Below are 21,664 nucleotides of genomic sequence, written 5' to 3' on the forward strand. Positions count from 1 at the left end.
ACGAACCGACACGAAAGAGCACACGATTCGCCGAGGTGGGGCTCCGGAAGGGTGCCCCACCTCGGCGACTGCGTTCGTCCCTCACACCCAGCGGTTAGTATCATTCCAACGGTTGTCTGCGCGGGACCGTGCAGCAGTGCGAACCGGTTCTCAGACTCAAAGGTGTGGTCATGGCGAAGCAGAACGATCGGCCGACCCTGGCCACGGTCGCTGCACGCGCCGGAGTGAGCATCAAGACCGCCTCCCGCGTCCTCAACGGCGAAAAGCACGTCGCCGCCTCGACCGCCGAGAAGGTCGAAACCGCTGCCGACGAACTCGGATTCCGCCTCAATCCCACCGCCAGACGATTGCGGGCCGGCGGCCGCTCACCCTATATCGGAGTGGTCCTCTCCGACGCCGGGGATGCCTTCCAAGCCCGCGCCTTCGCCGCCGTGGAAGCCGAACTCGCAGCCCTCGACCTGCGCCCGGTAGTGACCGTGGTCGGTGACGACCCGGACCGTGAGGAAGCCTTCCTCGACGAATGCCTCGCCAATGATCTCACCGGGATCATCGTCATCCGGACCCATCCCGAGGCGGCCGAGACCTACGCGCGAGCCGCCTCGGCGCCGGGCACCCGAGTCGTCTCCCTCGACCCCGCGGTCGCGGGCCCAGGAACCAGCACCGTCGCAGGTGATGACCGTGAAGCGGGACGCCTCGCCGCCGAACAGCTGCTCGCCCACGGACATGTGGCACTCGGCGTCATCGGCGACCGTTCGCCCAGCCTCATCACCACCCGCCGACTGCAGGGGGTCCAGGACGCCGTCGCCAGCCGTCGCGGCGTCGGCTGGCGCGCCTATATGCGCGAAGACGCCCACGACGAAGCCAGCGCGAAGAACGTCGTCGCCGCCTGGCTCGGATCCCGCAGCGCCCCCGGCGCCCTCATCACCCTCTCGTCCACCGTGACCCAGGGCGCCATCGATGCCTGCCGCCGCCTCGGCGAATGGCCGGCATTGGTGGGCATCGATGACTTCCCCACCGCCGAACTCCTCGACGTCACCGTCGTCGATCGCAACGTCGAATCCCTCGCCGCCGACGCGGTCCGACGACTGCAGGCCGGCGCGGAATCCGGCGGTCCCGAGGTCGGTGGGGACCGCCTCGGCGAGCGGGATGGTCCGACCCGTGAGGAGACGACGGGGACTGGCCGTGGCGGTGAAAGCGAACCGGATTTCGACAATGCGCTGTGCGTCATCGCTCGTGGCAGCGGTGAGGAGCCTCCGGACGCCCGCTGAAAACTTTTGCCGAAACAGTTGACAGCAGGCGACGTTCAGCGAATCATATTCATCAGCCTGACAACGTTGTCAGAAAGATTGAAAGGTTCACAATGAGGCACAACCTTAAGTCCCACAAGAAGCTGGCGCTCCTCGGTGCCTCGGTCGCTATCGGAGCTCTCGCGCTCAGCGGCTGCGGCAACCAGAAAGGCCAAGGCAATGATCAAGCTGACAGCGGATCCGGGGGCGACGGCGACGTCACCATCGCGCTGCTTCTGCCCGAGTCGAAGACCACCCGCTACGAGTCGCTCGACAAGCCGAACTTCGAGAAGTACCTCAAAGAGGCCAACCCGGACGCGAAGGTCGAATACCGCAACGCCAACCAAGATGCGACTCAGCAGCAGCAACAGGTTGAGGCAGCCGTGACAGAGGGCGTCGACGCCATCGTCCTCGACCCCGTCGATGCCTCTGCTGTGTCCTCGGCGTTGTCGAAGGCGAAAGCGAAGAAGATCCCGGTCATTTCCTACGACCGCTTCTTCGAAGGCGCGGACTACTACACCTCTTTCGACAATAAGAAGATCGGCAACTTGCAGGGCCAGGCTGTCCTCGACGGGCTCAAGGCTGCCGGCACCGATCTGAAGTCGGGCCCTGTGTGGATGGTCAACGGCGACCCGAAGGACCCCAACGCCGCGGACTTCAAGGCCGGAGCCGAGGAGACGCTCAAGGACGCGGGCGTCGACATCGCCGGCAGCCACGACACCCTCGATTGGAACCCCGACGATGCCCGCCAGTGGGTCGAAGGTCAGCTGCAGAGCGCCGACGAGAAGCCCATCGCGATCTACGCGGCCAACGACGGAACCGCTGGTGGCGTCATCGCCGCGACGAAGAGAGCCAAGGTCGACCCCGTCGTGACGGGCCAGGACGCCGAGGTCGATGGTCTGCAGAACATCCTCAAGGGTGACCAGTACGCCACGATCTACAAGTCGATCCCGCCGCAGGCCGAATTCGCCGCCAAGGCCGCTGTCGCGCTGGCCGGAGGAGAGAAGCCGGAGGCAGGAACGACCTACAAGGACACTCCGACGGATTTCGTCGAGGCCAAGGTCGTCACGAAGGACAACATCAAGGACATCGTCGGCGACCAGATCAAGGCCTCCGACATCTGCACCAGCAAGGTGGAGAAGCTCTGTGAGGACGCCGGCGTCAAATGACCTTGTGTGATGCACTTCTGCGGAGACGCAGGCGCGCAAAGACAGCCCACCTGTCGGCGACCGTGACAAGGTCGCCGGCAGGCCGGGCCGACAATCGTGACAAGTAGGAACAGATGACATCTGAGACACCCGAACCGGGCCCCGCAACATCGCGACCACCGGGACACGGCAGCGAACCCGTGCTCGAGATGCGCGGAATCAACAAGCGATTCGGAGCCGTTCAGGCTCTGACCGACATCCATCTCACAATTGGTCGCGGCGAAGTCGTCGGCCTCGTCGGTGACAACGGCGCCGGCAAGTCGACGCTCATCAAGGTCATCGCCGGAGTTCATACAGCGGATGAGGGCGAACTCATCATGAACGGCACAGCACAGAAGTTCTCCTCCCCGAAGGATGCGCAGAAAGCCGGAGTCGCCACCGTCTTCCAGGATCTGGCACTGTGCGAGAACCTCGACGTCGTGGCCAACCTGTTCCTCGGGCATGAGAAGACCCGCAGCGGCGTGCTCGACGAGGTGGCCATGGAAGCGAAATCCTGGGAGCTGCTGCGGAGCCTGTCGGCGAAGATCCCGAGCGTCCGCGTACCGATTGCGGCCCTGTCCGGCGGCCAACGCCAGACGGTCGCGATAGCTCGATCCCTCCTCGGTGAACCGTCTCTGGTCATGCTCGATGAGCCGACGGCCGCCCTCGGCGTGGCTCAGACGGCCGAGGTGCTCAACCTCATCGAGAGGCTGAAAGAACGTGATCTGGGAGTGCTGCTCGTCAGCCACAACATGGCCGATGTGCAGGCTGTCGCCGATCGTGTCCACGTGTTGCGGCTGGGCAAGGACGTCGGCGACTTCGCCGGTGATGAGCGCACCGATGTGCTCGTGGCCGCGATCACCGGAGCCAGTGACAATGTCGTGACCCAAAGGGCGACACGAAGGGGAGAGCGCCGATGACCCGGAATTCCTTCATCACGGACGAGAGAATCTCTCATGAGGGTTTCTTGGCCACCTTCATCCGTCGTGTGCGAGAGGGCCAGCTCGGCTCGTTGCCGGTGATCCTCGCGCTCGTCGTCATCGTCATCGTGTTCCAATCGGCAAACAGCAAATTCATCTCACCGGCAAACCTCGTCAATCTATCGACAACGGTTGCCTACATCGCGATCCTCGCTCTGGGCATCAACCTCATCCTGCTCCTCGGCGAGATCGATCTGTCCTTGGCGCAGTTGGGCGGATTGGCGGCCTCGCTTCTCGGTGTGCTCGTGGTCAGACAGGGCGTGCCGCCGGTGATGGCTTTGATCATCATGCTGCTGCTCGGTCTTGTCGTCGGCGCAATCCAGGGCTGGTTCTTCGCCGTAGTTGGAATACCGGCGTTCGTCGTGACCTTGGCCGGGTTGCTTGCCTACACCGGCCTGACGCTGACAACGTTGGGCACGCAGAAGAACCTGTCGATGGCGGATACTTTCGCCTTCGAATTCTCGAGCTTCTACTTCCCGGCTGTCTGGGCGTATGCGTTCGGCGCGATCGCGGTCGTCGGCTTCGGTGCGGGCATCGTCTATTCGAAGACGCGACGACATAACGAAGGACTCGACGCGCCCAGCTGGACCTCGGTGATCGTGCGGATCGCAGTGCTGACGATCATCGTGTTCGGGTTCCTCATCCTCGTCAATCAGGACTTCGGCCTGGCGATGCCGTTCTTCCTCATGCTCGTCATCGCGATCGTCATTGACCTCGTTCTGCGCAAGACCCGCTACGGTCGTTCGATCTACGCCGTCGGCGGCAAGGTCGAGGCAGCCCGGCGCGCCGGCATCCGCGTGACGTGGGTGCGGATCAGCGTGTTCATGGCCGCCGGAGTGCTCGCCGCACTCTTCGGATTCATCAAGACAGGGGTGACGACGAACGCGGGATCGACCTTGGTGGGCACCCAGGATCTCCTCGATGCGATCGCGGCGGCCGTCATCGGCGGCACCTCGCTCTTCGGCGGTCGAGGTTCTGCCTGGGCCGCTGTTCTCGGTGCCCTGGTCGTCGGCGCGATCAAGAACGGGCTGTCCCTCATCGGCTTCAACTCCGATGCGCAGCAGATCATCACCGCGGTCGTTCTGCTCGCCGCCGTCGTCATCGACGCGCTCAGCCGTCGCGGCCAGAGGTACGTCGGGCGGGGGTAGTGCAGGAGGCGGGCGGTCTGCGGCTCAGCGCTCGGAGATCAGTTCGGCTTCGACGACTGGAGTGATCGGGTTGCCCACTCCTGTGGTGATGAGCTGGTGCAAGCTGTCGTGGGCATGGCGTGTCCACCCTCGCGCGCAGCCGTCATAGCAGGCCAGCGCCGGGGTCAGGCCCTCGTGGGTGAAGGACAGTCGAGTACCAGAGTCCGTGGGTTCGATCTCGAAACGCACGCTCGTCCCCGCCCACTCATCGACGTCGTCCGGCGAGGTTCCGAACTGATTGTCCAGGATTCTCCACACGACCCGTTCCGAGGGAACCAACTCGGTGACCTCGGCGCGGGTCGTGTGGATCTGCGGAACCGTATAGACGAACTCGCCGAGGCGGTCGGTCGCCCCGTCGATGCGCTGCGACCACCAGCCGCGCACATTCGTTACCGCATCGAAGACGGCTTGTGGTGATTGCGTCACCTCATAGTTGAAGGTGAAGTCCGATGATGGCTTGGTGTCGGGAGGATGAGTGGGTTTGGGAGTGGCGACCAACATCCTCACCAAACGGCTCGATGGCTTCGTCGAGGCCGGAGTCATGACTCGGCAACCAAGTCCTTCCGGAGTCGAGTATCTGCTCACCGATAAAGGGCATGACCTGAAAGGCGTACTCATCGCGTTCACCGACTGGGGCGATCGCTGGGAGGCGCCGAACGGGAGGCCGATCATCTACCGGCACAATGACTGCGCAGGTGAAGTGCACAGCTCGACACGCTGTGACTCCTGTGGTCAGCAGCCTGACATCGTCACGGTCTCCAAGGGGCCGGGAATGCCCGACGAGAAATGGGCGCACCGGCGGAAGTAAGGCATCGCATCGGACTTCAAAACTGAGCTTGGGCTAGTTTCGTCTGACGGACGCGTGCTTGATCTTTTGTAGTTTTGCGAGATCTTCTGGGCTCATAGAACCAGCGCTCAGTCGATCCAGATAAGGTCTTTCGGCTTTGAAGACATCGAAGTTGTTCAGATCGCCCAGCGAACTCTGCCAGAGGCGAAGCTTAGATTCGTATGTAATGCGATGATGCATGTGACTGCCGAGGGCCTGAGGTATCCAGCCGTACTTTGATCCGCGTTCGAGTTGGTAGTCGATGGCACGACTGACGGATGCTGCTATCCAATCGGCAAACTGAATATTGGAGCTGAGTGCACTGTCGATGTGCATGGGCGGCTCAATAGCAGCATTCATTTCCCGAAATTCTTGGGCACGTGAGAATATGTGTGCGTAAATCGTGGCTGCTCTTTCGGCCCGCTGCTTCTCATTGATCTGGTCCATCAGCATCAGCAAGTTTTCGCCGCAGTTGTCAGCGTGACGACAGAGGCGGTTGACCGACTCTCGCATAGCTGAACCTTCGCGTTGCACATCGGAGAGCCGCACTTGCTTCCTGGTGCCGACTTCCTTCTGTTCGGCATAGTAGAAGACTTGTCCACTTAGTTCTGCGAGCCTGTTGATCAGCCCGCGAAAGACACGGATCTGTTCACTGTAGCTTCGCCAAGCGTCTGGGGTGAAGATATCTGATCCCTTGCGTTCCCAGCGGCCCGGGTTCTCTACGTCCCGAAGTTCGCTGGCAAAGACACGTCGCTTCTCTGAAGTGAAGATCTGTCCGAATCTCCGAGCCGAGCTTTCGGGAATGACGAAACCTGCGTAGCCGAAGACGGGATTGGTGTTGAATTTTGGGTGGTCCTTGGCGACGTAAGGGCCGGGTTCACCGATCTCATCGATATAGGCGAGCAACATGGCCAAACCCTACCCAGCGGCTCTGACATGAGACCCAACGCAGAAACCCACGTCAGAGACGTGGGTTTGCGACTTGGCGCTCTAGGAGGTGATCTCCTCGCTACCACCTCAATGTTCTCACAGCGCAGATTTCCCCGCAATAGCTGTGGCGTGGGGGAGCAGCGGCAACCGTGATGGAAGAGCGTATTCGGTGCTCATCATCCGTTGTTGTACTTTCGACATCGGAGGAGTCGCCGTGCCTCGGTCGGACTGATACAGTCGGAGCCAATGACATGGGGTGCCTCATGAGGATCCGTTCGCACCAAGATGATGCGCACGGAGGACACCGAGGCTGAGAGAACACCCATCGAACCTGATCTGGGCCATACTAGCGAAGGGATCGTCATGGTTGACTTCGACCTGCGTTCTGCGAATGCGCGACTGCGCGCAAGCAATCCACTCATCCAATGCATCACGAACACCGTCGTGCAGCAGTTCAGCGCCAATGTGCTCCTGGCCGTCGGCGCGTCCCCGGCGATGCTCGATCACGAGGCCGATGCCGGGCAGTTCGCCGGGATCGCCAGCGGAGTCCTCGTCAACTTCGGAACCGCATCGAACCACCAGCTGCTCGCCGCCGATGCCGCCATCGGCGTCGCGAACGCCGCCGGCAAGCCCTGGGCTCTCGATCCCGTCAGCGTCGGTGCCGTCGACTTCCGCACCTCCCGCATCCGTCGCGCCGCCGCCGATCACCCCACCGCCATCCGCGCCAACGCCTCCGAGATCGCAGCGCTCGCCGGAGTCGGCCTCGGCGGACGCGGAGTCGACTCCACCGATGAAGTCGATGCCGTCCTTCCCGCCGCCGCGAAGCTGGCCCGAGACACAGGCGCGATCGTCGCCGTCTCCGGACCCACCGACGCCGTCGTCTCCCACGTCGACGGCATCGACCATGTCGCCCGCATCTCAGGCGGCCACGAGTTCATGCCGCTGGTCATCGGCACCGGCTGCTCGCTCGGCGCCGTCACCGTCGCCTACCTGGCCGCAGCGCGCAGCGGCCTGGCCGATCCCGGCGCCGACGCCTCAGCCGTGGACTCGGCGGAAGAGTCCGCGAACGGTGGGTCCGCCTCGGCGAGGTTCGAAGCCGTGGTCGCCGCCCACGCCCACTTCGCGGTCGCCGGTGAAATCGCCGCCGACGGAGCGAAGGGTCCGGGCAGCTACTCCGTGAACTTCCTCGACGCGCTCCACGCCGTCGACGGCGACCGGCTCGCACAGGCCAGGGTCAGCCTCGACACGCTCGTCGCCAGCGAAGGCACCCAGGCATGACCGCCGGATCCGCGCACACCGCTGACAGCGCGCACCAGACCGACTCCCACGACCGCTTCGCCAGAATCGACACGCGCCTCTACCTGGTCACCGACTCCGCCCAGTGCGAGGCGGCCGGCCGCACCGTCGCCGAGACCGTGCAGGCCGCCGTCGCCGGGGGAGTGGGCATCGTCCAGGTCCGCGACAAGGACATCGACGACGGGGACTTCTACTCGCTCACCCGCCAGGTCATCGCCGCCGTCGACGCCGCCACTCGCGACACCGACCGCACGGTCCCCGTCGTCCTCAACGACCGCGTCGAAGTGGCCCGTCGCCTCATCGACGAAGGCGAGACCGTGCACATCCACGTCGGCCAAACTGATGCCACCGTCGCCGAGGTGCGCGCCACGTTGGGCGAGGCACCGCTGATCGGTCTCTCGGCCGCGAACAGCGAAGAATTCGCCGCCGCCCGCGACACCGACGTCGTCGACCTCGTCGGCATCGGCCCGGTCTATGACACCTCCACGAAAGCCAACGCACCGGACGGAATCGGACCGGACCGCCTCGGCGAATTGGTGGCAGAAGCCGGAATCCCCGCTGTTGCTATCGGCGGCATCAGCGCCGACCGAGCCCCTGACCTGCAGGGACGAGGGCTGCTCGGCATCTGTGTGGTCTCGGCGATCTGCATGGCCGACGATCCGAAGACCGCGGCGGAGGAACTGCTCGCCGCATACACCGGAGGCATCCAGTGATCACCCGGCCGCCGATCACCTTGTCCATCGCCGGCACCGACCCCTCCGGGGGTGCCGGAATCCACGCCGACCTCAAGACCTTCACTGCGCGTAAGACCATGGGCACGACCGTCATCACCGCCCTCGTCGCCCAGAACACCCACGGGGTGTCCCACGTCTACCCGATCGACGTCGATTTCGTCGCCGATCAGTTCGACTCCGTGCTCGACGACCTGCCCGTCGATGCGGCGAAGTCGGGGATGCTCGGCAGCCGCGAACTCGTCGACCTCGTCGTCGCCCGCGCCGCGGAAGGCCAGCTCGGTTTCTTCACCGTCGACCCGGTGATGATCGCGACCTCCGGCCACCGCCTCCTGGCTGCCGATGCCGTCGATGCCGTGCGCACCCACCTGCTGCCCGTCGCCGACCTCATCACCCCCAACCTCCCCGAGGCGGCCCTGCTCATCGGTGATGACGAACCAGAGGCACAGACGGCGGAGGCCATGCGTGACCAGGCGCTACGTCTGCTCGAGCGCGGTCCCGGCGCGGTCCTCCTCAAGGGCGGGCACGGCAGCGCCGACGAGGTCATCGACATCCTCGCCACCGCCGACGGCCAGGTCCGCGAGTTCAGCCACCCCCGCGTGACGACTCCGAACACGCACGGAACCGGGTGCACCCTCTCGGCCGCGATCACCGCCGAGGTGGCCGTCCTCGGCCGCGAACGCGCAGCGATCGGGCCCGACCTCCTCGGCGAGGCTGTCGGCAATGCGCTCGACTTTCTTGCGCGCGCACTGAACTCGGCGGCGGACTGGCAGCTGAGCCTGGATCCGGAGGGCGCGCACGGACCCGTCGACCACCAGGTCGACATCGTCCGCGGCCAGCCCGCGTGACCAGCACCGATCCATCTGACCAGCCCCAGCCTGCGTGACCGGCCCCGACCCGCGCCACCAGCACCGCTACGTCACACGAATCACCACGTCAAGCACAAAGGAGTTCCCATGACCGTCAACTACACCGCGGGCCCGCTGACCACCCAGCTGTGGGACCGGGTCCGCCCCATCGTCAAGCAGATCGAAGCCCTGCCGTTCCTCTCCCAGCTCGCCGATGGCAGCCTCGATCCGAAGGCGTTCGTCAACTACATCTCACAGGACAGCCTGTACCTCAACGGGTACGCCAAGGCCATGTCATTCCTGGCCGCGAAGACCGTCGACCGCGAGGAATCCCGGTTCTGGGCCGGATCCGCCGCCGAGGCGATCACCGTCGAAGAGGAAATGCACGCGGAGCTGCTCGCCGACGCCCGACTCGCCTCGGCGCTGGAGGAGCTCACCGCGGAAGGCGCCCGATTCAAGGCCTCCCCGACGACTCTGGGATATGTATCCTTCCTCGTCGCCACGGCCTCCAGCCGATCCTATGGTGAAGGCGTCGCCGGAGTCCTGCCCTGCTTCTGGGTCTACGCACATATGGGCAAGGTCCTCGTCGAGCAGGCCGGCCAGATGGCCGAGGACCACCCCTACCGCACCTGGGTGCAGACCTATGACTCACCGGACTTCGACGAATCGACCCGCCACGCCGTGCAGATCCTCGAACAGGAACTCGCGAAGGCCCCGAGCGAGGAAGCCGCCCGAATGCGCGCCGCCTTCGAACAGGCCTGCGTCTTCGAACTCCACTTCTGGGCCTCGGCGCACGCGATGCAGAACTGGGACGTCTCCGTGTTCCTGCCCGAAGGCGTCACCGTCTGATCCCGGCACCGTTCTCACCCCTCTCGCCGAGGTGGCCCCGACCTCTGGTCGGTCACCTCGGCGGGGTGAGCAGGGGCGTCCCCGACCCGATGGTCGTCATCGACCGCGTGGTCACCTCGGTGGGGTGAGCCTGCGGCAGAGCCTCCACAGCGCGAGTCCGACTGCGATGAGGAATACGGCGGTCGGAACAAGGGTCATCCACTCCGGCATCGTCGCCGAACGCGCCTCTCTCATGATGATGACGAGGATCGAGGCGAAGAGCAGAGCGGTGAGCCCGGCGACGGTGCGCATGAGCTCCATGAGGCAGCTGAGGAGAAAGTCCTTCTCACCGTGTTCGAGCCAATACTCCTTCGACGGGGCGTTGATGAGCGAGATCGGCAGCTTCTCGAACAACGGCCGGATCGACATGAGGGCGGGCAACCCGACTCCCAACGGCACGAAGATCCAGAGGAGGCCGGCCGTCGACGTCCAATCGTCGGGCTGTCCACCGGAGTCGAAGTGAGTTGCCACGTTGTCCGGAGCCTGCACCCAGAACCAGACGGAGCACCCGAGGAAGACGAGGATCGAGACGATCGCAAAAATGAGCGCGACTGTCTCACCCGGTGGGTTCCGATGCGGCTGTGCTGGGGAAGTCATGTTGTCACTCTAACAACACCAGCGGCCAGCCTGAGGGGCAATGAGTCCGTCGGCAGCGAGCAGTGTTCAGGGTCAGCCGGTGCTGGCGAGCTACCGAGCGGATCGGTGTTGGCTGCCCGGTCTCAGGCGCGAGATGCTCCCCAAGGATCGTCCGGGTAATGAGTGAGCGGACCGAATGATCCGAGCACATGCCAACCGCGACGCAGGTTGGTCCACAGGAGCACATGATCGACCTCGATAAGAGGCACTCGGTCATGCTTCGGGCAGGCGTATCGTCCGATGACGAAGACGATCGTCGAGAACATCACTGCGATCATGAATAGAATGAACAGATCCATGGCGGCCCCCTCACACCCTGGTACGAATGCTTCCCTCCAGTTTCTCCCCAAAATACAGAGAAAGATAGGGGTATCCCACCTGGTGGGCGCAAAGGTGATCAAAACCACGCAATGGTGAGACGAAGCTCGCTTTCGTCCCTCCAACCGGCTCAGGTCAAGGGGCGACCTGCTCAGGGGAACTTGTTGTCAGGTTCAGGCGAAGGCGGCGGCGAGGCTCTCGGCCGCAGCGATGACTGCCTGCGCAGCATCGCGTCCCTGTTCGGCCGTGATCGAGGATGGGAACGTGAAGCGCACACTCGTCTGCGCGACCTCTGCGGCGATGCCCAACGCCGTGAGCACATGCGAGGGTTCGTCGGAGCCGACCGCGCAGGCCGAACCGCTCGAAGCCGTCACCCCGAGGCGTTCGAGCTCGAGCAGGACCGCCTCGCCGGAAGTGTTCGAGAAGCAGAATGACGCATGATTCGGAGTCCGCGAATCGGCCGCACCCGTGAGGAACGCCCCGGGCACGCTGCCGAGGACAGCGGCGATGAACTCATCGCGGATGGCCCGGACACGGTCGGCGGCTTCGGTCCGCTCCGCCTCGGCGAGTTCGAGGGCCGTGGCGAACGCGACGGCCAGGGCCACATTCTCAGTGCCCGAGCGCCGGCCGGATTCCTGACCGCCGCCGTGGATGAGCGGTTCGACGGGGATGCGGGCGCGGATCGCGGCGACCCCGATGCCCTTCGGTGCACCGACCTTGTGTCCGGCCAAGCTGAGGGCATCGACACCCAGCCCGGCCAGCGGCAGCCACCCGGCCGCCTGAACCGCATCCGTATGGAACAGGGCCCCGGCCTCGTGGGCGATGCCGGCCAAAGAAGGAATGTCGGCGACCGTGCCGACCTCATTGTTCGCATAACCCAGGGTCACAAGCACGGTGTCCGGGCGGATCGCCTCGGCGAGGGCCTCGGGGGTGACGGTCCCGTCGGGGGTCGGGGCCGCCTCGATGACGGTGAATCCGTGGACGCGGGCCAGAAAATCCACCGAGGCGAGCACCGCCTCGTGCTCGATGGGGGAGGTGACGATATGCCGCCGAGGCGGCGCCGTGGTCCCGACCCGACCCTGAGCCTGTGCGCCGAGGGCCATGCCGATGATCGCGAGGTTGTCCGCCTCGGTGCCGCCGCTGGTGAACGTGATGTCCGTGGCTCGCAGGCCCAGCACCTTCGCCACCCGGGCGCGGGCATCGGCGAGAGCCTCGGCGGGCCCGCGACCGAATTCGTGATGGCTCGAGGGATTGCCGAAGGCTCCGGCCAGATACGGCCATGCGGCTTCGAGGGCCTCCCGGCGCACGGGGGCGGCGGCCGCGGTGTCGAGGTAGAGGCGCGCGGTCATCTCAGGCCTCGAGGGTGAGATCGAGACCGAGATCGATCGAGCAGGCGCTGTGGGTCAGTGCCCCCGAGGAGATGACGTCGACGCCGGTGGCGGCGATCTCCGGGATCGTCTCCAGAGTGACATTGCCGCTGGCTTCGACGACGGCACGGCCGTCGATGAGGTCGACGCCTTCGCGCAGCTGAGCCGGGGTGAAGTTGTCGAGCATGATGATATCCGCCCCGCCCTCGAGGACCTCAGGCACCTGGTCGAGCCGGTCGACCTCGACCTCGAGCATCGTCGTATGCGGCAGGCGGGCGCGGGCGGACCGGAGGGCCTCGGCGACGCTGAGCCCTTCACCGATGAGCACGGCGAGGTGATTGTCCTTGGCCATGACCGCATCGGAGAGCCCGAAACGGTGATTGTGACCGCCGCCGCACACCACGGCGTGCTTCTCGAACGCCCGCAGCCCCGGAGTCGTCTTGCGGGTGTCGACGATGCGTGCCCGCCCGGCGGCGGCATCGACGAAGGCGCGGGTCTGGGTGGCGATTCCGCTCATCCGCTGGCAGAAGTTCAATGCGATCCGCTCGGCCTGCAGCACCGCCCGTGCCGGACCGGCGACGGTGGCGAGCACCTGGCCGGTGGTGAATGCGTCGCCATCGGCGGCGGCGAGCTCGACGGTGACGGTCGGGTCGAGAAGGGTGAAGGCGCGGGCGAAGACCTCGAGTCCGGCGAGGACTCCGTCTTCGCGGGCGCGCAGATCGGCCTTCGCCGAGGCGGACTCGGGGATGAAGACCTCGCCGGTGATATCGCCCCAGGGGGCGTCCTCGTCGAGGGCGATCCGGAGTGCGGAGTCGATGGTCGTGGTCGTCAGCATGCGGTGGCCTCCTGAAGCAGGGCAGTGGACGGCGTGATCGTGGTGTCGGTGCGTGTATGCGCGCCGAGGCTGTGCTCCCGGGCCAGCGCATGCCGAGCCATGTGCTCGGCGATGAGGGCGAGATTCGCGATCTCGAGTGCGTCGACGCTCCTCACGGCTGGGCCGCTGGTGCGATGGTCACGTTCGCCGGGGCGACCTTTGTCAGTGTGGCCTTCGCCGGGGCCATCTTCGCCGAGGCGGTCGAGCAGGGTCCGCAGGCCCGTGGCCGTGCGTTCCACGCCCAGATGAGCCCAGGTCAGAGCCTGCAGCTCGGTTCGTGTCAGTGCCGTCTGGTGGAATGGTTCGAACTGGGGGAGGTGATGTTCGTGGTTCAGTGAGTGGTTGACCTCGGAGCGGAGGTCTGGTCTGGGCGTGGTGAGGTCTGCCGCGGGCGTACTGGCCGGGCATGCGTCGATCGCTGCGGCGGCGCGGGCGGCGAAGACCGCGCCTTCGAGCAGGGAGTTCGAGGCCAGCCGGTTGGCTCCGTGGACTCCTGTGCAGGCGACCTCGCCGATGGCGAAGAGACCCGCGATGGTCGTACGGCCGTCGCGGTCAGTGGCCACCCCGCCCATGAAGTAGTGGGCGGCAGGAGTGACGGGAATGAGATCTCGGGACAGGTCGAGGCCGTGAGCGGCAAGCCCCGCGGTGATGCTCGGGAACTTCGCTGACACGTCCGGGACGGCCCGTGCATCGAGGAAGCAAGGACGTCCGCCCTGAGCTGCCTGACGGCGATGCAGGGCGAGAGCGACGACATCACGGGAGGCGAGCTCGGCGCGATCGTCGATATCGCACATGAACCGGTGGCCCCGCTCGTCGAGGAGGAGGGCACCGGCGCCGCGGACGGCCTCGGAGATGAGGAAGCCGGGACCAGGGAGGGCAGTGGGGTGGAACTGGAAGAACTCGAGGTCGGCGACCTCGGCGCCGGCACGGATGGCCGCGGCCAGACCGTCTCCGGTCGCAGCGGACGGGTTCGTCGTGTGCGCAAAGACCTGCCCGGCACCACCTGTGGCAAGCACGATCGCATCGGCGGACAGGTGTTCGAGGCGGCCCTTGCGGAGAACAGTGACTCCCCTGGCTCGAACCGGTCGGTGCTTGTCGTCTTCGGTGAGGATGTCGACGAGCATCGTGTCCTCGAGCTGTGTGACCCGCCCCGCGGCCGTCTCGGCGCGCAGCGTCTCCGCCAGCGCGATGCTGATCGCCCGCCCGGTCGCATCGCCTCCGGCATGGAAGATGCGCGGATGCGAATGTGCCCCCTCCAGCCCCCGGGACCAGGCTCCGGTCGGACCGGTGTCGAAGTCCACCCCTGCCTCGGCGAGGGAGACGATCGCGTCCCCACCTGCCTCGCACAGGCTGCGCACGGCCTCAGGGTCACAGTGCCCGGCACCTGCCGTGAGCGTATCCGAGACGTGGGAGCCGACCGTGTCATCAGGACCGATGACACCGGCGATGCCGCCCTGCGCCCATTCCGTGTTCGACTCGCCGAGGCGGTCCTTCGTCACGAGCGTGACCGTATGGCGGTCGGAGAGGTGCAGTGCCGCGGTCAGCCCCGCGATCCCGGAGCCTGCGACGATGACCCGGCTCATCAGATCCGCGGCTTCGCGGCGAGCATCCGTTCGAGGGACACGCGGGCAGGGTCGGCCACCTCGGCGTCGACGGAGATCTGGTTGACGACCTGACCGGCGATGAGGGATTCGAGGACCCACGCGATGTAGCCGGGGTGGATGCGGTACATCGTCGAGCAGGGGCAGATGACGGGATCGAGGCAGAAGATCTCGTGCTGCGGATGCTCGGCGGCCAGCCGCTGGACGAGGTTGATCTCGGTTCCGATGGCGAACGTGGTCGGTTCGGTCGCCTCGGCGATGGCCTTCGTGATGTAGGCGGTCGACCCGGCCTCATCGGCGGCCTCGACGGTCTCACGCGGGCATTCGGGATGGACGATGACGCGCACGTCCGGGTGCTCGGCGCGAGCCTTGTCGATCTGGGCGGGGGTGAAGCGTTTGTGCACGGAGCAGAAGCCCTGCCACAGGATGACGCGGGCCTCACGCAGCGTCTGCTCGTCGTTGTTGCCCAGCGGCCGGGCGGGATTCCACAGGGGCATCTCATCCAGGCCGATGCCCATGTTCACCGCGGTGTTGCGGCCGAGGTGCTGGTCGGGGAAGAACAGGACGCGCTGCCCGCGTTCGAGGGCCCACTCCAGGACCACCTCGGCGTTCGACGAGGTGCACACGATTCCGCCGTTGCGGCCGCAGAAGCCCTTGATCGCGGCCGAGGAATTCATGTACGTGACGGGGATGATCGGGACGCGACCGTCCGCGTCGGGTTCGGTGCCGAAGAGCTCGGCCAGCTGCTCCCAGCAGTCCTCGACCTGATCGATGTTTGCCATATCGGCCATCGAGCAGCCGGCGGCGAGGTTGGGCAGGATGACAGACTGCTCCGGTTTCGACAGCAGGTCGGCGGTTTCGGCCATGAAGTGGACGCCGCAGAAGACGATGGCCTCGGCTTCCGGGTGGTTCTGGGCGGCTTGGGCGAGCATGAACGAGTCGCCGATGTAGTCGGCGTGTTCGACGACCTCGACGCGCTGATAGTGATGGCCGAGCATGACGACACGATCGCCGAGGGTGGCCTTGGCGGCACGGATGCGGGCATCGAGCTCGTCCGGTGCTGCCAGCTTGTACTCCTCGGGAATGTCGCCCTGACGTGGGGCGATGGCCGGAATCGGGTCGGCCATCGAGGACCCGGGTCCATAGCCGGGGCGTTCGTCGACGTCCCACGGGGCATCGAGCAGCTCCGTCGAGCACATGTCGTCCTGTCTGCCGCTCGCCGAGATGTCTTTGAGGGTGAGTTCGATCGACGCTGTCGTGGTCATCATCGTCCTTCGCTCGGTGGGCGGAGCTCGTGCCTGACGTGTCTCGCGCCGGGGTGAGAGCCGCCCGAAATCTTTTGCGCACTTGTGCGCTTAATTCTTTGCGCAGATTTGAGCTTAATCCTGTGGGCAGGCAATGTACAACTCTCAGGCGGTGGGTGCGGCGCCGGAAGTCCGGTTGTGTCGCTGTCGATGGCTCTGCGCCGGGGGATGCAATAGGCTGTGGTCTGGCTCGCAATCCGAGTCGATGCGCACTGCGGTGGGCGCCCCCGTGAGAGTTACTGAGGCTTCGGACCGGAGCGTCGGTCTCGCCCCGCCCGCGCCGGCACCGACGACATCGCATATCTGAAGGATTCTCATGCCCGAAGCGGCACATTCGAACCAGTCCACCTCCACCGCCGACGCCAACGGCAGCGCGACTGCCGACGCAAGCGGCGCCTCCACCGCCGACGCCAACGGCAGCGCGACTGCCGGCTCCGATGCCGCGGCGGGGGCCGCCTCGGCGGAGCAGCCCGCCCCGTACGGCAGCCCGCAGACCTCGGCTCCCGCGGCGCCCCCTCGGCGAATCCGGACCCTCGACCTCATCAAGGCCAAGGCCGAAGGCCGACGGTGGGCGATGCTGACCAGCTACGACCAGTACACGGCGCCCCTGTTCGAGCAGGCCGGGGTCGAGGCCCTGCTCATCGGCGATTCCGCGGCGAACAACGTCTTCGGCCACGCGACCACCCTGCCGGTCACCGTCGACGAGCTCATCCCGTTGGCCCGGGCCGTCGCCTCGGCGACGAATCGTGCGCTCATCGTCGCCGATCTGCCCTTCGGCAGCTACGAGATCTCCGATGAGCAGGCCGTGGCCACGGCCGTGCGCTTCATGAAGGAAGCCGGAGTCCACGCGGTCAAGCTCGAGGGCGGGGCGCGGATGGCCTCTCGGATCAAGGCGATCACGGCGGCGGGCATCCCCGTCATGGCGCACATCGGCTTCACCCCGCAGGCCGAGCACAACCTCGGCGGATACAAGGTCCAAGGCCGCGGAGACGCGGGCAACGCGCTGCTCGACGATGCCCGCGCCGTGGCCGAGGCCGGAGCGTTCTCCGTGGTCATGGAGATGGTCCCCTCCGGGCTGGCCGGGCAGGTCACCGCCGAACTCGACATCCCCACCGTGGGCATCGGCGCCGGTGCGGACTGCGACGCCCAGGTCCTCGTGTGGCAGGACATGGCGGGCCTGCGCACGGGGAAGGCCCCACGCTTCGTCAAGCGCTACGCCGACCTGCATTCGGTGCTCAGCGAGGCGGTCGGAACGTATGTCGAGGAAGTGAAGTCCGGGGTCTTCCCCGAACCCGAGAGGAGCTTCGACTGATGGAGGTCGGCGGCATCCAAGCGCTGCGCCGGTGGCGGGCCGAGCGGTCCGGCCGCGTCGGTCTCGTCCCGACGATGGGTGCTCTGCACTCCGGGCATCAGGCGCTCATGACCCGTGCCCGGGCCGAGTCGGATCTCGTCGTCGCCTCGATCTTCGTCAACCCGCTCCAGTTCGGCGCGGACGAGGATTTCGTCCAGTACCCGCGTCCGATCGAAGAGGACCTGAAGAGGTGCGAGGAAGCCGGAGTCGACTTCGTCTTCGCACCGGCGCTGGCGGAGATGTACCCGTCCGCGCCCGAGGTGCGGGTCGTCGCCGGTCGCATGGGTGCCGTGTTCGAGGGCGCGGCCAGGCCCGGGCACTTCGACGGCGTGCTCACCGTCGTGGCGAAGCTCTTCACCCTCATCGCCCCCGATGTCACCGTGTTCGGGCTCAAGGACATCCAGCAGTTCGTCCTGGTCAAACGCATGATCGCCGACCTCAACTTCGATATCGAGATCATCGGCCTGCCCGTCGTCCGCGACGCCGACGGCCTGGCGATGTCGAGCCGCAACTCCTATCTGGACTCCGAGGATCGGGCCCGTTCCTTGGCGATTCCGCGGGCTCTCGACGCCGCCGCCGAGGTGGCCGAGGGTAGCCGTGAAACGGCGGGTTCGGATGCCGGCGGCGGCGCGGGTGCTAGTCTGCCTGCCGCGGTCGAGGCCGCCGCGCTGGCCGAGCTGGAACCGGCCGCCGAGCGCGGGGATCTCGAGATCGTCTACTGCAGCCTCGTCGAGGCCGCGACCCTGCGGCCGTGTCCGCCGGACTTCACGGGACCAGCTCTGCTGCTCGTGTCCGCGACGGTCGGCGGGACACATCTCATCGACAATCTGCCGCTGGAATTCTGATCACGCAGGTACGCGTCTGAACGTCCCGCGGCGAGGAGCAACCTCGGCGCCCCGTCCTTTCAGCGGTCCGGCGGGCCTCAGATGGGGATCGCGATGACGGCGATGCCGATGATGAGCAGGATGACCGTGGAGGCGGCCTCGATGAAGAAATCGGCGCTGCGGTGCGCCATCGCAGAGGCGGCGAGACTGGCCATGCACGCAAGCACGAGCTGGTAGGACAGGAGCACGCCGAGAATGAGGAGGACGAGCACCGTATAGTCGACGCCGGTCGGGGAGGCTGGGACGAGGGTCGGGAGGATCGCCAGGAAGAACAGGCCGACCTTCGGGTTGCTCAGCGACGAGATGATGCCGCGGCGATAGGACACGACCGAGCGCAGGTGACCCCGCGAGGTCGACTCCATGACGGAGGCGATCTCGGTGACGGGGCCGTCCGCGGGGTCGGTCGACGAGGTGGGGGAGACGTCTGTGGTGGATCCACCTGTCGCCTCGGCGGTCTTCAGCTCACGGCGCAGGCGAAGGGCCTGCCGACCCGCGAGGACGCCGAGGAGACAGAGGTAGAGGCCGCCGCCGATCTTGAGCACCTGCACCGCGGCCGGATAGACGGTCAGCAGTGCGGAGACGCCCGTGAGCGCGAGCACCATCCAGATCACGGTGCCCGTGGCCGTGCCGAGCGCATAGACGAGTCCGGCCTTGCGGCGCAGCGAAGACAGACGGATCGTGAGGATCGTCTCGGGACCGGGGGTGACGGCCAGTGCGGCCGCGGCTCCGGTGATGGTGAGGATCTCGGGTCCGGTCACGGCGCTCCTTCGGAAGATGAGTGAGTAGACGGGGATGAGGCAGAGGGGTGTTCTCCGATCTCAGTGGAGACGAACACTATTCTGCCTGAGCCACTATTCTGCCTGAGCCGATCAATCGGGAACAGCAACTGATCATGAATGATCATCAGGCAGTCCCTAACGATTTTCCGGTGGTCTGCGGCTACCCTTGGGAACATGTGGGATCTCAACCGGCTGCGAGTCTGGCGGGCCGTCGCCGCCACCGGCTCCGTGGTCGCAGCGGCGAAGAGCCTAAACTACACACCGGCGACCGTCAGCCAGCACATCACCACCCTGCAGAAGGCCGTTGGGGCACCTCTGTATCGGCATTCGGGACGCGGCATCGAGATCACCGATCTCGGCAGACGCTTGGCCGATGATTCGGCGGAGGTCTTCACCGCGGTCGGCCGCCTCGACGACCTGGTCGAGAGCTTCCGCAACGTCAGCCGACCCCGTCTGCGGATCGCGGCATTCACCTCGTTCAACGCACGTCTGCTGCCGGGCATCATCGAGACCGTGGCCCGCGACCATCCGCACCTGCGCTTCGACATCCAACTCAACGAACCGGCGAAGAACCGGCGTGGGCACTGCCTCATCGAAATCCGGGCCGAGGTCCCGCAGGACGGTGAGATCCACCTGCCGGAGATGACGCGCATCCCGCTCTTCGACGACGCCTACCGGGTCGTGGTCCCCGCAGATCACAGGTTCACAGGCCGTGAGACCGTGCCCTTCATCGAGCTCGAGGCCGAGCACTGGGTCGACTACGACATGTGGGCCGGGCCCTCGAGCAAGGTCGTCGACCATGCGTGTGCCGCGGCCGGTTTCGAACGCAGGAGCTTCGCCGCCTGTGAGGATGACTTCGCAGCGCTGGCCCTCGTCGCCTCGAGCTTGGGCGTCACGGTGCTGCCGCGGCTGTCGACCGTGCAGCTGCCGCCGGGACTCGTCGCCGTCGACCTCACCGACCCGGTTCCGAAGCGCCGGGTCGTCATGCACGTGCGGGAGAAGGATGCCCACCTGCCCCACGTCCGCGCCTTCGTCGCCGCCACGGAATCCGCCGTCCGAACCCACCTCACCACCCCCTGATTACTACCCGACGGCGGCCCAGCAACCTCGCGCGAGGTTGCTGGGCCGCCGTCGGGTAGTCCTGGGAGGGGAGATGCGCTGTTCCTCATAGTGGGCTGAGATCCCGCCGGGAGGGTGGTGGGATAGGCTGTTGGGGTGAGTTCTGAAATCGAAATCGGCAGAGGCAAGCGCGGCCGTCGCGCCTATTCCCTCGACGACATCGCCATCGTCCCCGCTCGGCGCACCCGCGATCCCGAAGACGTGTCCCTGAGCTGGCAGATCGACGCCTACCAGTTCGAGCTGCCCTTCATCGGCGCTCCCATGGACTCGGCCATGTCACCGGAGACGGTCATCGCCCTCGGCAGATTCGGCGGCCTCGGCGTCCTCGACCTCGAAGGCCTGTGGACCCGGTATGAGGACCCGACCCCGCAGCTGGCCGAGATCGCCCAGCTGCCGGCGGAGATGGCGACTGCCCGGATGCAGGAGCTCTACTCCGCACCCATCCAGGCCGAACTCATCACCGCTCGCCTCGAGCAGATCCGTGAAGCCGGAGTCACCGTCGCCGGCGCCCTGACCCCGCAGCGGACCCAGGAGTTCTACAAGACCGTCATCGACGCAGGAGTCGACATCTTCGTCATCCGCGGCACCACGGTCTCGGCCGAGCACGTCTCGACCCACTCCGAACCTCTCAACCTCAAGCAGTTCATCTACGAACTCGATGTGCCCGTCATCGTCGGCGGAGCCGCCACCTACACCGCGGCCCTGCACCTCATGCGCACCGGTGCCGCCGGCGTCCTCGTCGGCTTCGGCGGGGGAGCGGCGGCCACGACCCGCAAAACCCTGGGCATCCATGCTCCGATGGCCACGGCCGTTGCCGATATCCACGCCGCCAGACGGGACTATATGGACGAATCCGGCGGCCGCTATGTCCATGTCATCGCCGACGGCGGACTCGGCACCAGCGGTGAGATCGTCAAGGCCTTCGGGGTCGGCGCCGACGCCGTCATGCTCGGCACCGCCCTGGCCCGGTCGACCGAAGCTCCCGGCCGCGGAATGCACTGGGGCGCCGAAGCTCACCACCCCGAGCTGCCGCGCGGCCACCGGGTGGAGCTGGGCACCGTCGGCAGCCTCGAGCAGGTGCTCTTCGGGCCCGGGCGCACCGCGATCGGCGAACTCAACCTCGCCGGCGCCCTGCGTCGGGCCCTGGCCACCACCGGCTACCTCGACCTCAAGGAATTCCAACGCGTCGACGTCACCGTCTCGCCCTACCAGACTGGTTCGGTGGTCTGAACTGTTCCGCCTGGCACTGACCCCCAAATGGCTGGGGTCCCT

General features: G+C 66.1%; 22 protein-coding genes and 1 riboswitch. Of the genes, 13 read left to right on the plus strand and 9 right to left on the minus strand.

Features of this window, described 5'->3' with window-relative positions; translation table 11 throughout:
• Positions 1–170: 170 nt before the first annotated feature.
• From GUY37_RS04850 to GUY37_RS04865, 4 genes are all read left to right on the plus strand, one after another.
• Positions 171–1,268: a LacI family DNA-binding transcriptional regulator gene (locus GUY37_RS04850; protein WP_166822896.1), complete on the plus strand. Its 1,098-nt coding sequence runs from the start codon at positions 171–173 to the stop codon at positions 1,266–1,268.
• 92 nt (positions 1,269–1,360) lie between these two features.
• On the plus strand, positions 1,361–2,455 hold the full coding sequence (locus tag GUY37_RS04855; protein ID WP_166822899.1) for a sugar ABC transporter substrate-binding protein: 1,095 nt from the start codon (positions 1,361–1,363) through the stop codon (positions 2,453–2,455).
• A gap of 113 nt (positions 2,456–2,568) precedes the next feature.
• The gene (locus GUY37_RS04860; RefSeq protein WP_208094766.1) at positions 2,569–3,393 is read left to right on the plus strand and encodes an ATP-binding cassette domain-containing protein; all 825 of its coding nucleotides are present in this window, start codon (positions 2,569–2,571) and stop codon (positions 3,391–3,393) included.
• Positions 3,390–4,601, plus strand: a complete 1,212-nt coding sequence (locus tag GUY37_RS04865; RefSeq protein ID WP_166822902.1) for a sugar ABC transporter permease — start codon at positions 3,390–3,392, stop codon at positions 4,599–4,601. The genes GUY37_RS04860 and GUY37_RS04865 overlap by 4 nt, the downstream gene beginning before the upstream one ends.
• Positions 4,602–4,625: 24 nt before the next feature.
• Here GUY37_RS04865 and GUY37_RS04870 read toward each other — a convergent pair whose 3' ends face one another.
• Complete coding sequence (locus GUY37_RS04870) at positions 4,626–5,141, minus strand: SRPBCC family protein (protein WP_166822905.1); 516 nt, start codon at positions 5,139–5,141, stop codon at positions 4,626–4,628.
• Between GUY37_RS04870 and GUY37_RS04875 the strand changes: the two genes are divergently transcribed.
• Positions 5,128–5,448, plus strand: a complete 321-nt coding sequence (locus GUY37_RS04875) for a winged helix-turn-helix transcriptional regulator (protein ID WP_166822908.1) — start codon at positions 5,128–5,130, stop codon at positions 5,446–5,448. The genes GUY37_RS04870 and GUY37_RS04875 overlap by 14 nt on opposite strands.
• 33 nt (positions 5,449–5,481) lie before the next feature.
• On the opposite strand, the gene GUY37_RS04880 is transcribed toward GUY37_RS04875, so the two are convergent.
• Complete coding sequence (locus GUY37_RS04880) at positions 5,482–6,375, minus strand: DUF3800 domain-containing protein (protein ID WP_166822911.1); 894 nt, start codon at positions 6,373–6,375, stop codon at positions 5,482–5,484.
• A 263-nt stretch (positions 6,376–6,638) separates the two neighbouring features.
• Positions 6,639–6,772, plus strand: a riboswitch (TPP riboswitch).
• Here GUY37_RS04880 and GUY37_RS04885 point away from each other — a divergent pair.
• From GUY37_RS04885 to GUY37_RS04900, 4 genes are all read left to right on the plus strand, one after another.
• Positions 6,760–7,674: a hydroxyethylthiazole kinase gene (locus GUY37_RS04885; protein ID WP_166822914.1), complete on the plus strand. Its 915-nt coding sequence runs from the start codon at positions 6,760–6,762 to the stop codon at positions 7,672–7,674. Its footprint overlaps the riboswitch before it by 13 nt.
• Positions 7,671–8,405: a thiamine phosphate synthase gene (thiE, locus tag GUY37_RS04890; RefSeq protein WP_166822917.1), complete on the plus strand. Its 735-nt coding sequence runs from the start codon at positions 7,671–7,673 to the stop codon at positions 8,403–8,405. Before GUY37_RS04885 ends, thiE begins: the two co-directional genes overlap by 4 nt.
• Positions 8,402–9,271: a bifunctional hydroxymethylpyrimidine kinase/phosphomethylpyrimidine kinase gene (gene thiD, locus GUY37_RS04895; RefSeq protein ID WP_166822920.1), complete on the plus strand. Its 870-nt coding sequence runs from the start codon at positions 8,402–8,404 to the stop codon at positions 9,269–9,271. Before thiE ends, thiD begins: the two co-directional genes overlap by 4 nt.
• A gap of 108 nt (positions 9,272–9,379) precedes the next feature.
• A complete protein-coding gene (locus GUY37_RS04900) occupies positions 9,380–10,120 on the plus strand; it encodes a TenA family protein (protein ID WP_166822923.1) in 741 nt (246 codons plus the stop codon).
• Positions 10,121–10,231: 111 nt separating this feature from the next.
• On the opposite strand, the gene GUY37_RS04905 is transcribed toward GUY37_RS04900, so the two are convergent.
• From GUY37_RS04905 to nadA, 6 genes are all read right to left on the minus strand, one after another.
• The gene (locus tag GUY37_RS04905; protein ID WP_166822926.1) at positions 10,232–10,756 is read right to left on the minus strand and encodes a DUF1648 domain-containing protein; all 525 of its coding nucleotides are present in this window, start codon (positions 10,754–10,756) and stop codon (positions 10,232–10,234) included.
• Between the two features lie 122 nt (positions 10,757–10,878).
• On the minus strand, positions 10,879–11,094 hold the full coding sequence (locus GUY37_RS04910) for a hypothetical protein (RefSeq protein WP_152347353.1): 216 nt from the start codon (positions 11,092–11,094) through the stop codon (positions 10,879–10,881).
• Positions 11,095–11,286: 192 nt separating this feature from the next.
• On the minus strand, positions 11,287–12,462 hold the full coding sequence (locus tag GUY37_RS04915) for a cysteine desulfurase family protein (RefSeq protein WP_166822929.1): 1,176 nt from the start codon (positions 12,460–12,462) through the stop codon (positions 11,287–11,289).
• 1 nt (position 12,463) lies between these two features.
• A complete protein-coding gene (gene nadC / locus GUY37_RS04920; RefSeq protein ID WP_166822932.1) occupies positions 12,464–13,315 on the minus strand; it encodes a carboxylating nicotinate-nucleotide diphosphorylase in 852 nt (283 codons plus the stop codon).
• Positions 13,309–14,937 carry an L-aspartate oxidase gene (gene nadB / locus GUY37_RS04925; protein ID WP_166822934.1) on the minus strand — a complete coding sequence of 543 codons (1,629 nt, stop codon included), beginning with the start codon at positions 14,935–14,937 and terminating at the stop codon, positions 13,309–13,311. The genes nadC and nadB overlap by 7 nt, the downstream gene beginning before the upstream one ends.
• The gene (gene nadA, locus GUY37_RS04930; RefSeq protein WP_407645403.1) at positions 14,937–16,154 is read right to left on the minus strand and encodes a quinolinate synthase NadA; all 1,218 of its coding nucleotides are present in this window, start codon (positions 16,152–16,154) and stop codon (positions 14,937–14,939) included. Before nadA ends, nadB begins: the two co-directional genes overlap by 1 nt.
• 421 nt (positions 16,155–16,575) lie before the next feature.
• On the opposite strand from nadA, the gene panB reads away from it, so the two are divergent.
• Both panB and panC read left to right on the plus strand, forming a co-directional pair.
• A complete protein-coding gene (panB, locus tag GUY37_RS04935; protein WP_208094768.1) occupies positions 16,576–17,571 on the plus strand; it encodes a 3-methyl-2-oxobutanoate hydroxymethyltransferase in 996 nt (331 codons plus the stop codon).
• Positions 17,571–18,455 (plus strand): pantoate--beta-alanine ligase, encoded by an 885-nt coding sequence (panC, locus tag GUY37_RS04940; protein WP_166822940.1) that lies wholly within the window; start codon positions 17,571–17,573, stop codon positions 18,453–18,455. Before panB ends, panC begins: the two co-directional genes overlap by 1 nt.
• Positions 18,456–18,532: 77 nt before the next feature.
• On the opposite strand, the gene GUY37_RS04945 is transcribed toward panC, so the two are convergent.
• The gene (locus GUY37_RS04945) at positions 18,533–19,252 is read right to left on the minus strand and encodes a LysE family translocator (protein ID WP_166822943.1); all 720 of its coding nucleotides are present in this window, start codon (positions 19,250–19,252) and stop codon (positions 18,533–18,535) included.
• 195 nt (positions 19,253–19,447) lie between these two features.
• On the opposite strand from GUY37_RS04945, the gene GUY37_RS04950 reads away from it, so the two are divergent.
• Together GUY37_RS04950 and GUY37_RS04955 are read left to right on the plus strand one after the other, a co-directional pair.
• A complete protein-coding gene (locus tag GUY37_RS04950) occupies positions 19,448–20,353 on the plus strand; it encodes a LysR family transcriptional regulator (protein ID WP_166822946.1) in 906 nt (301 codons plus the stop codon).
• A gap of 135 nt (positions 20,354–20,488) precedes the next feature.
• Positions 20,489–21,622 (plus strand): GuaB3 family IMP dehydrogenase-related protein, encoded by a 1,134-nt coding sequence (locus GUY37_RS04955; protein WP_152347345.1) that lies wholly within the window; start codon positions 20,489–20,491, stop codon positions 21,620–21,622.
• Positions 21,623–21,664 lie beyond the last annotated feature (42 nt).

The sequence above is a fragment of the Brevibacterium limosum genome (assembly GCF_011617705.1).
GTDB lineage: Bacteria > Actinomycetota > Actinomycetes > Actinomycetales > Brevibacteriaceae > Brevibacterium > Brevibacterium limosum.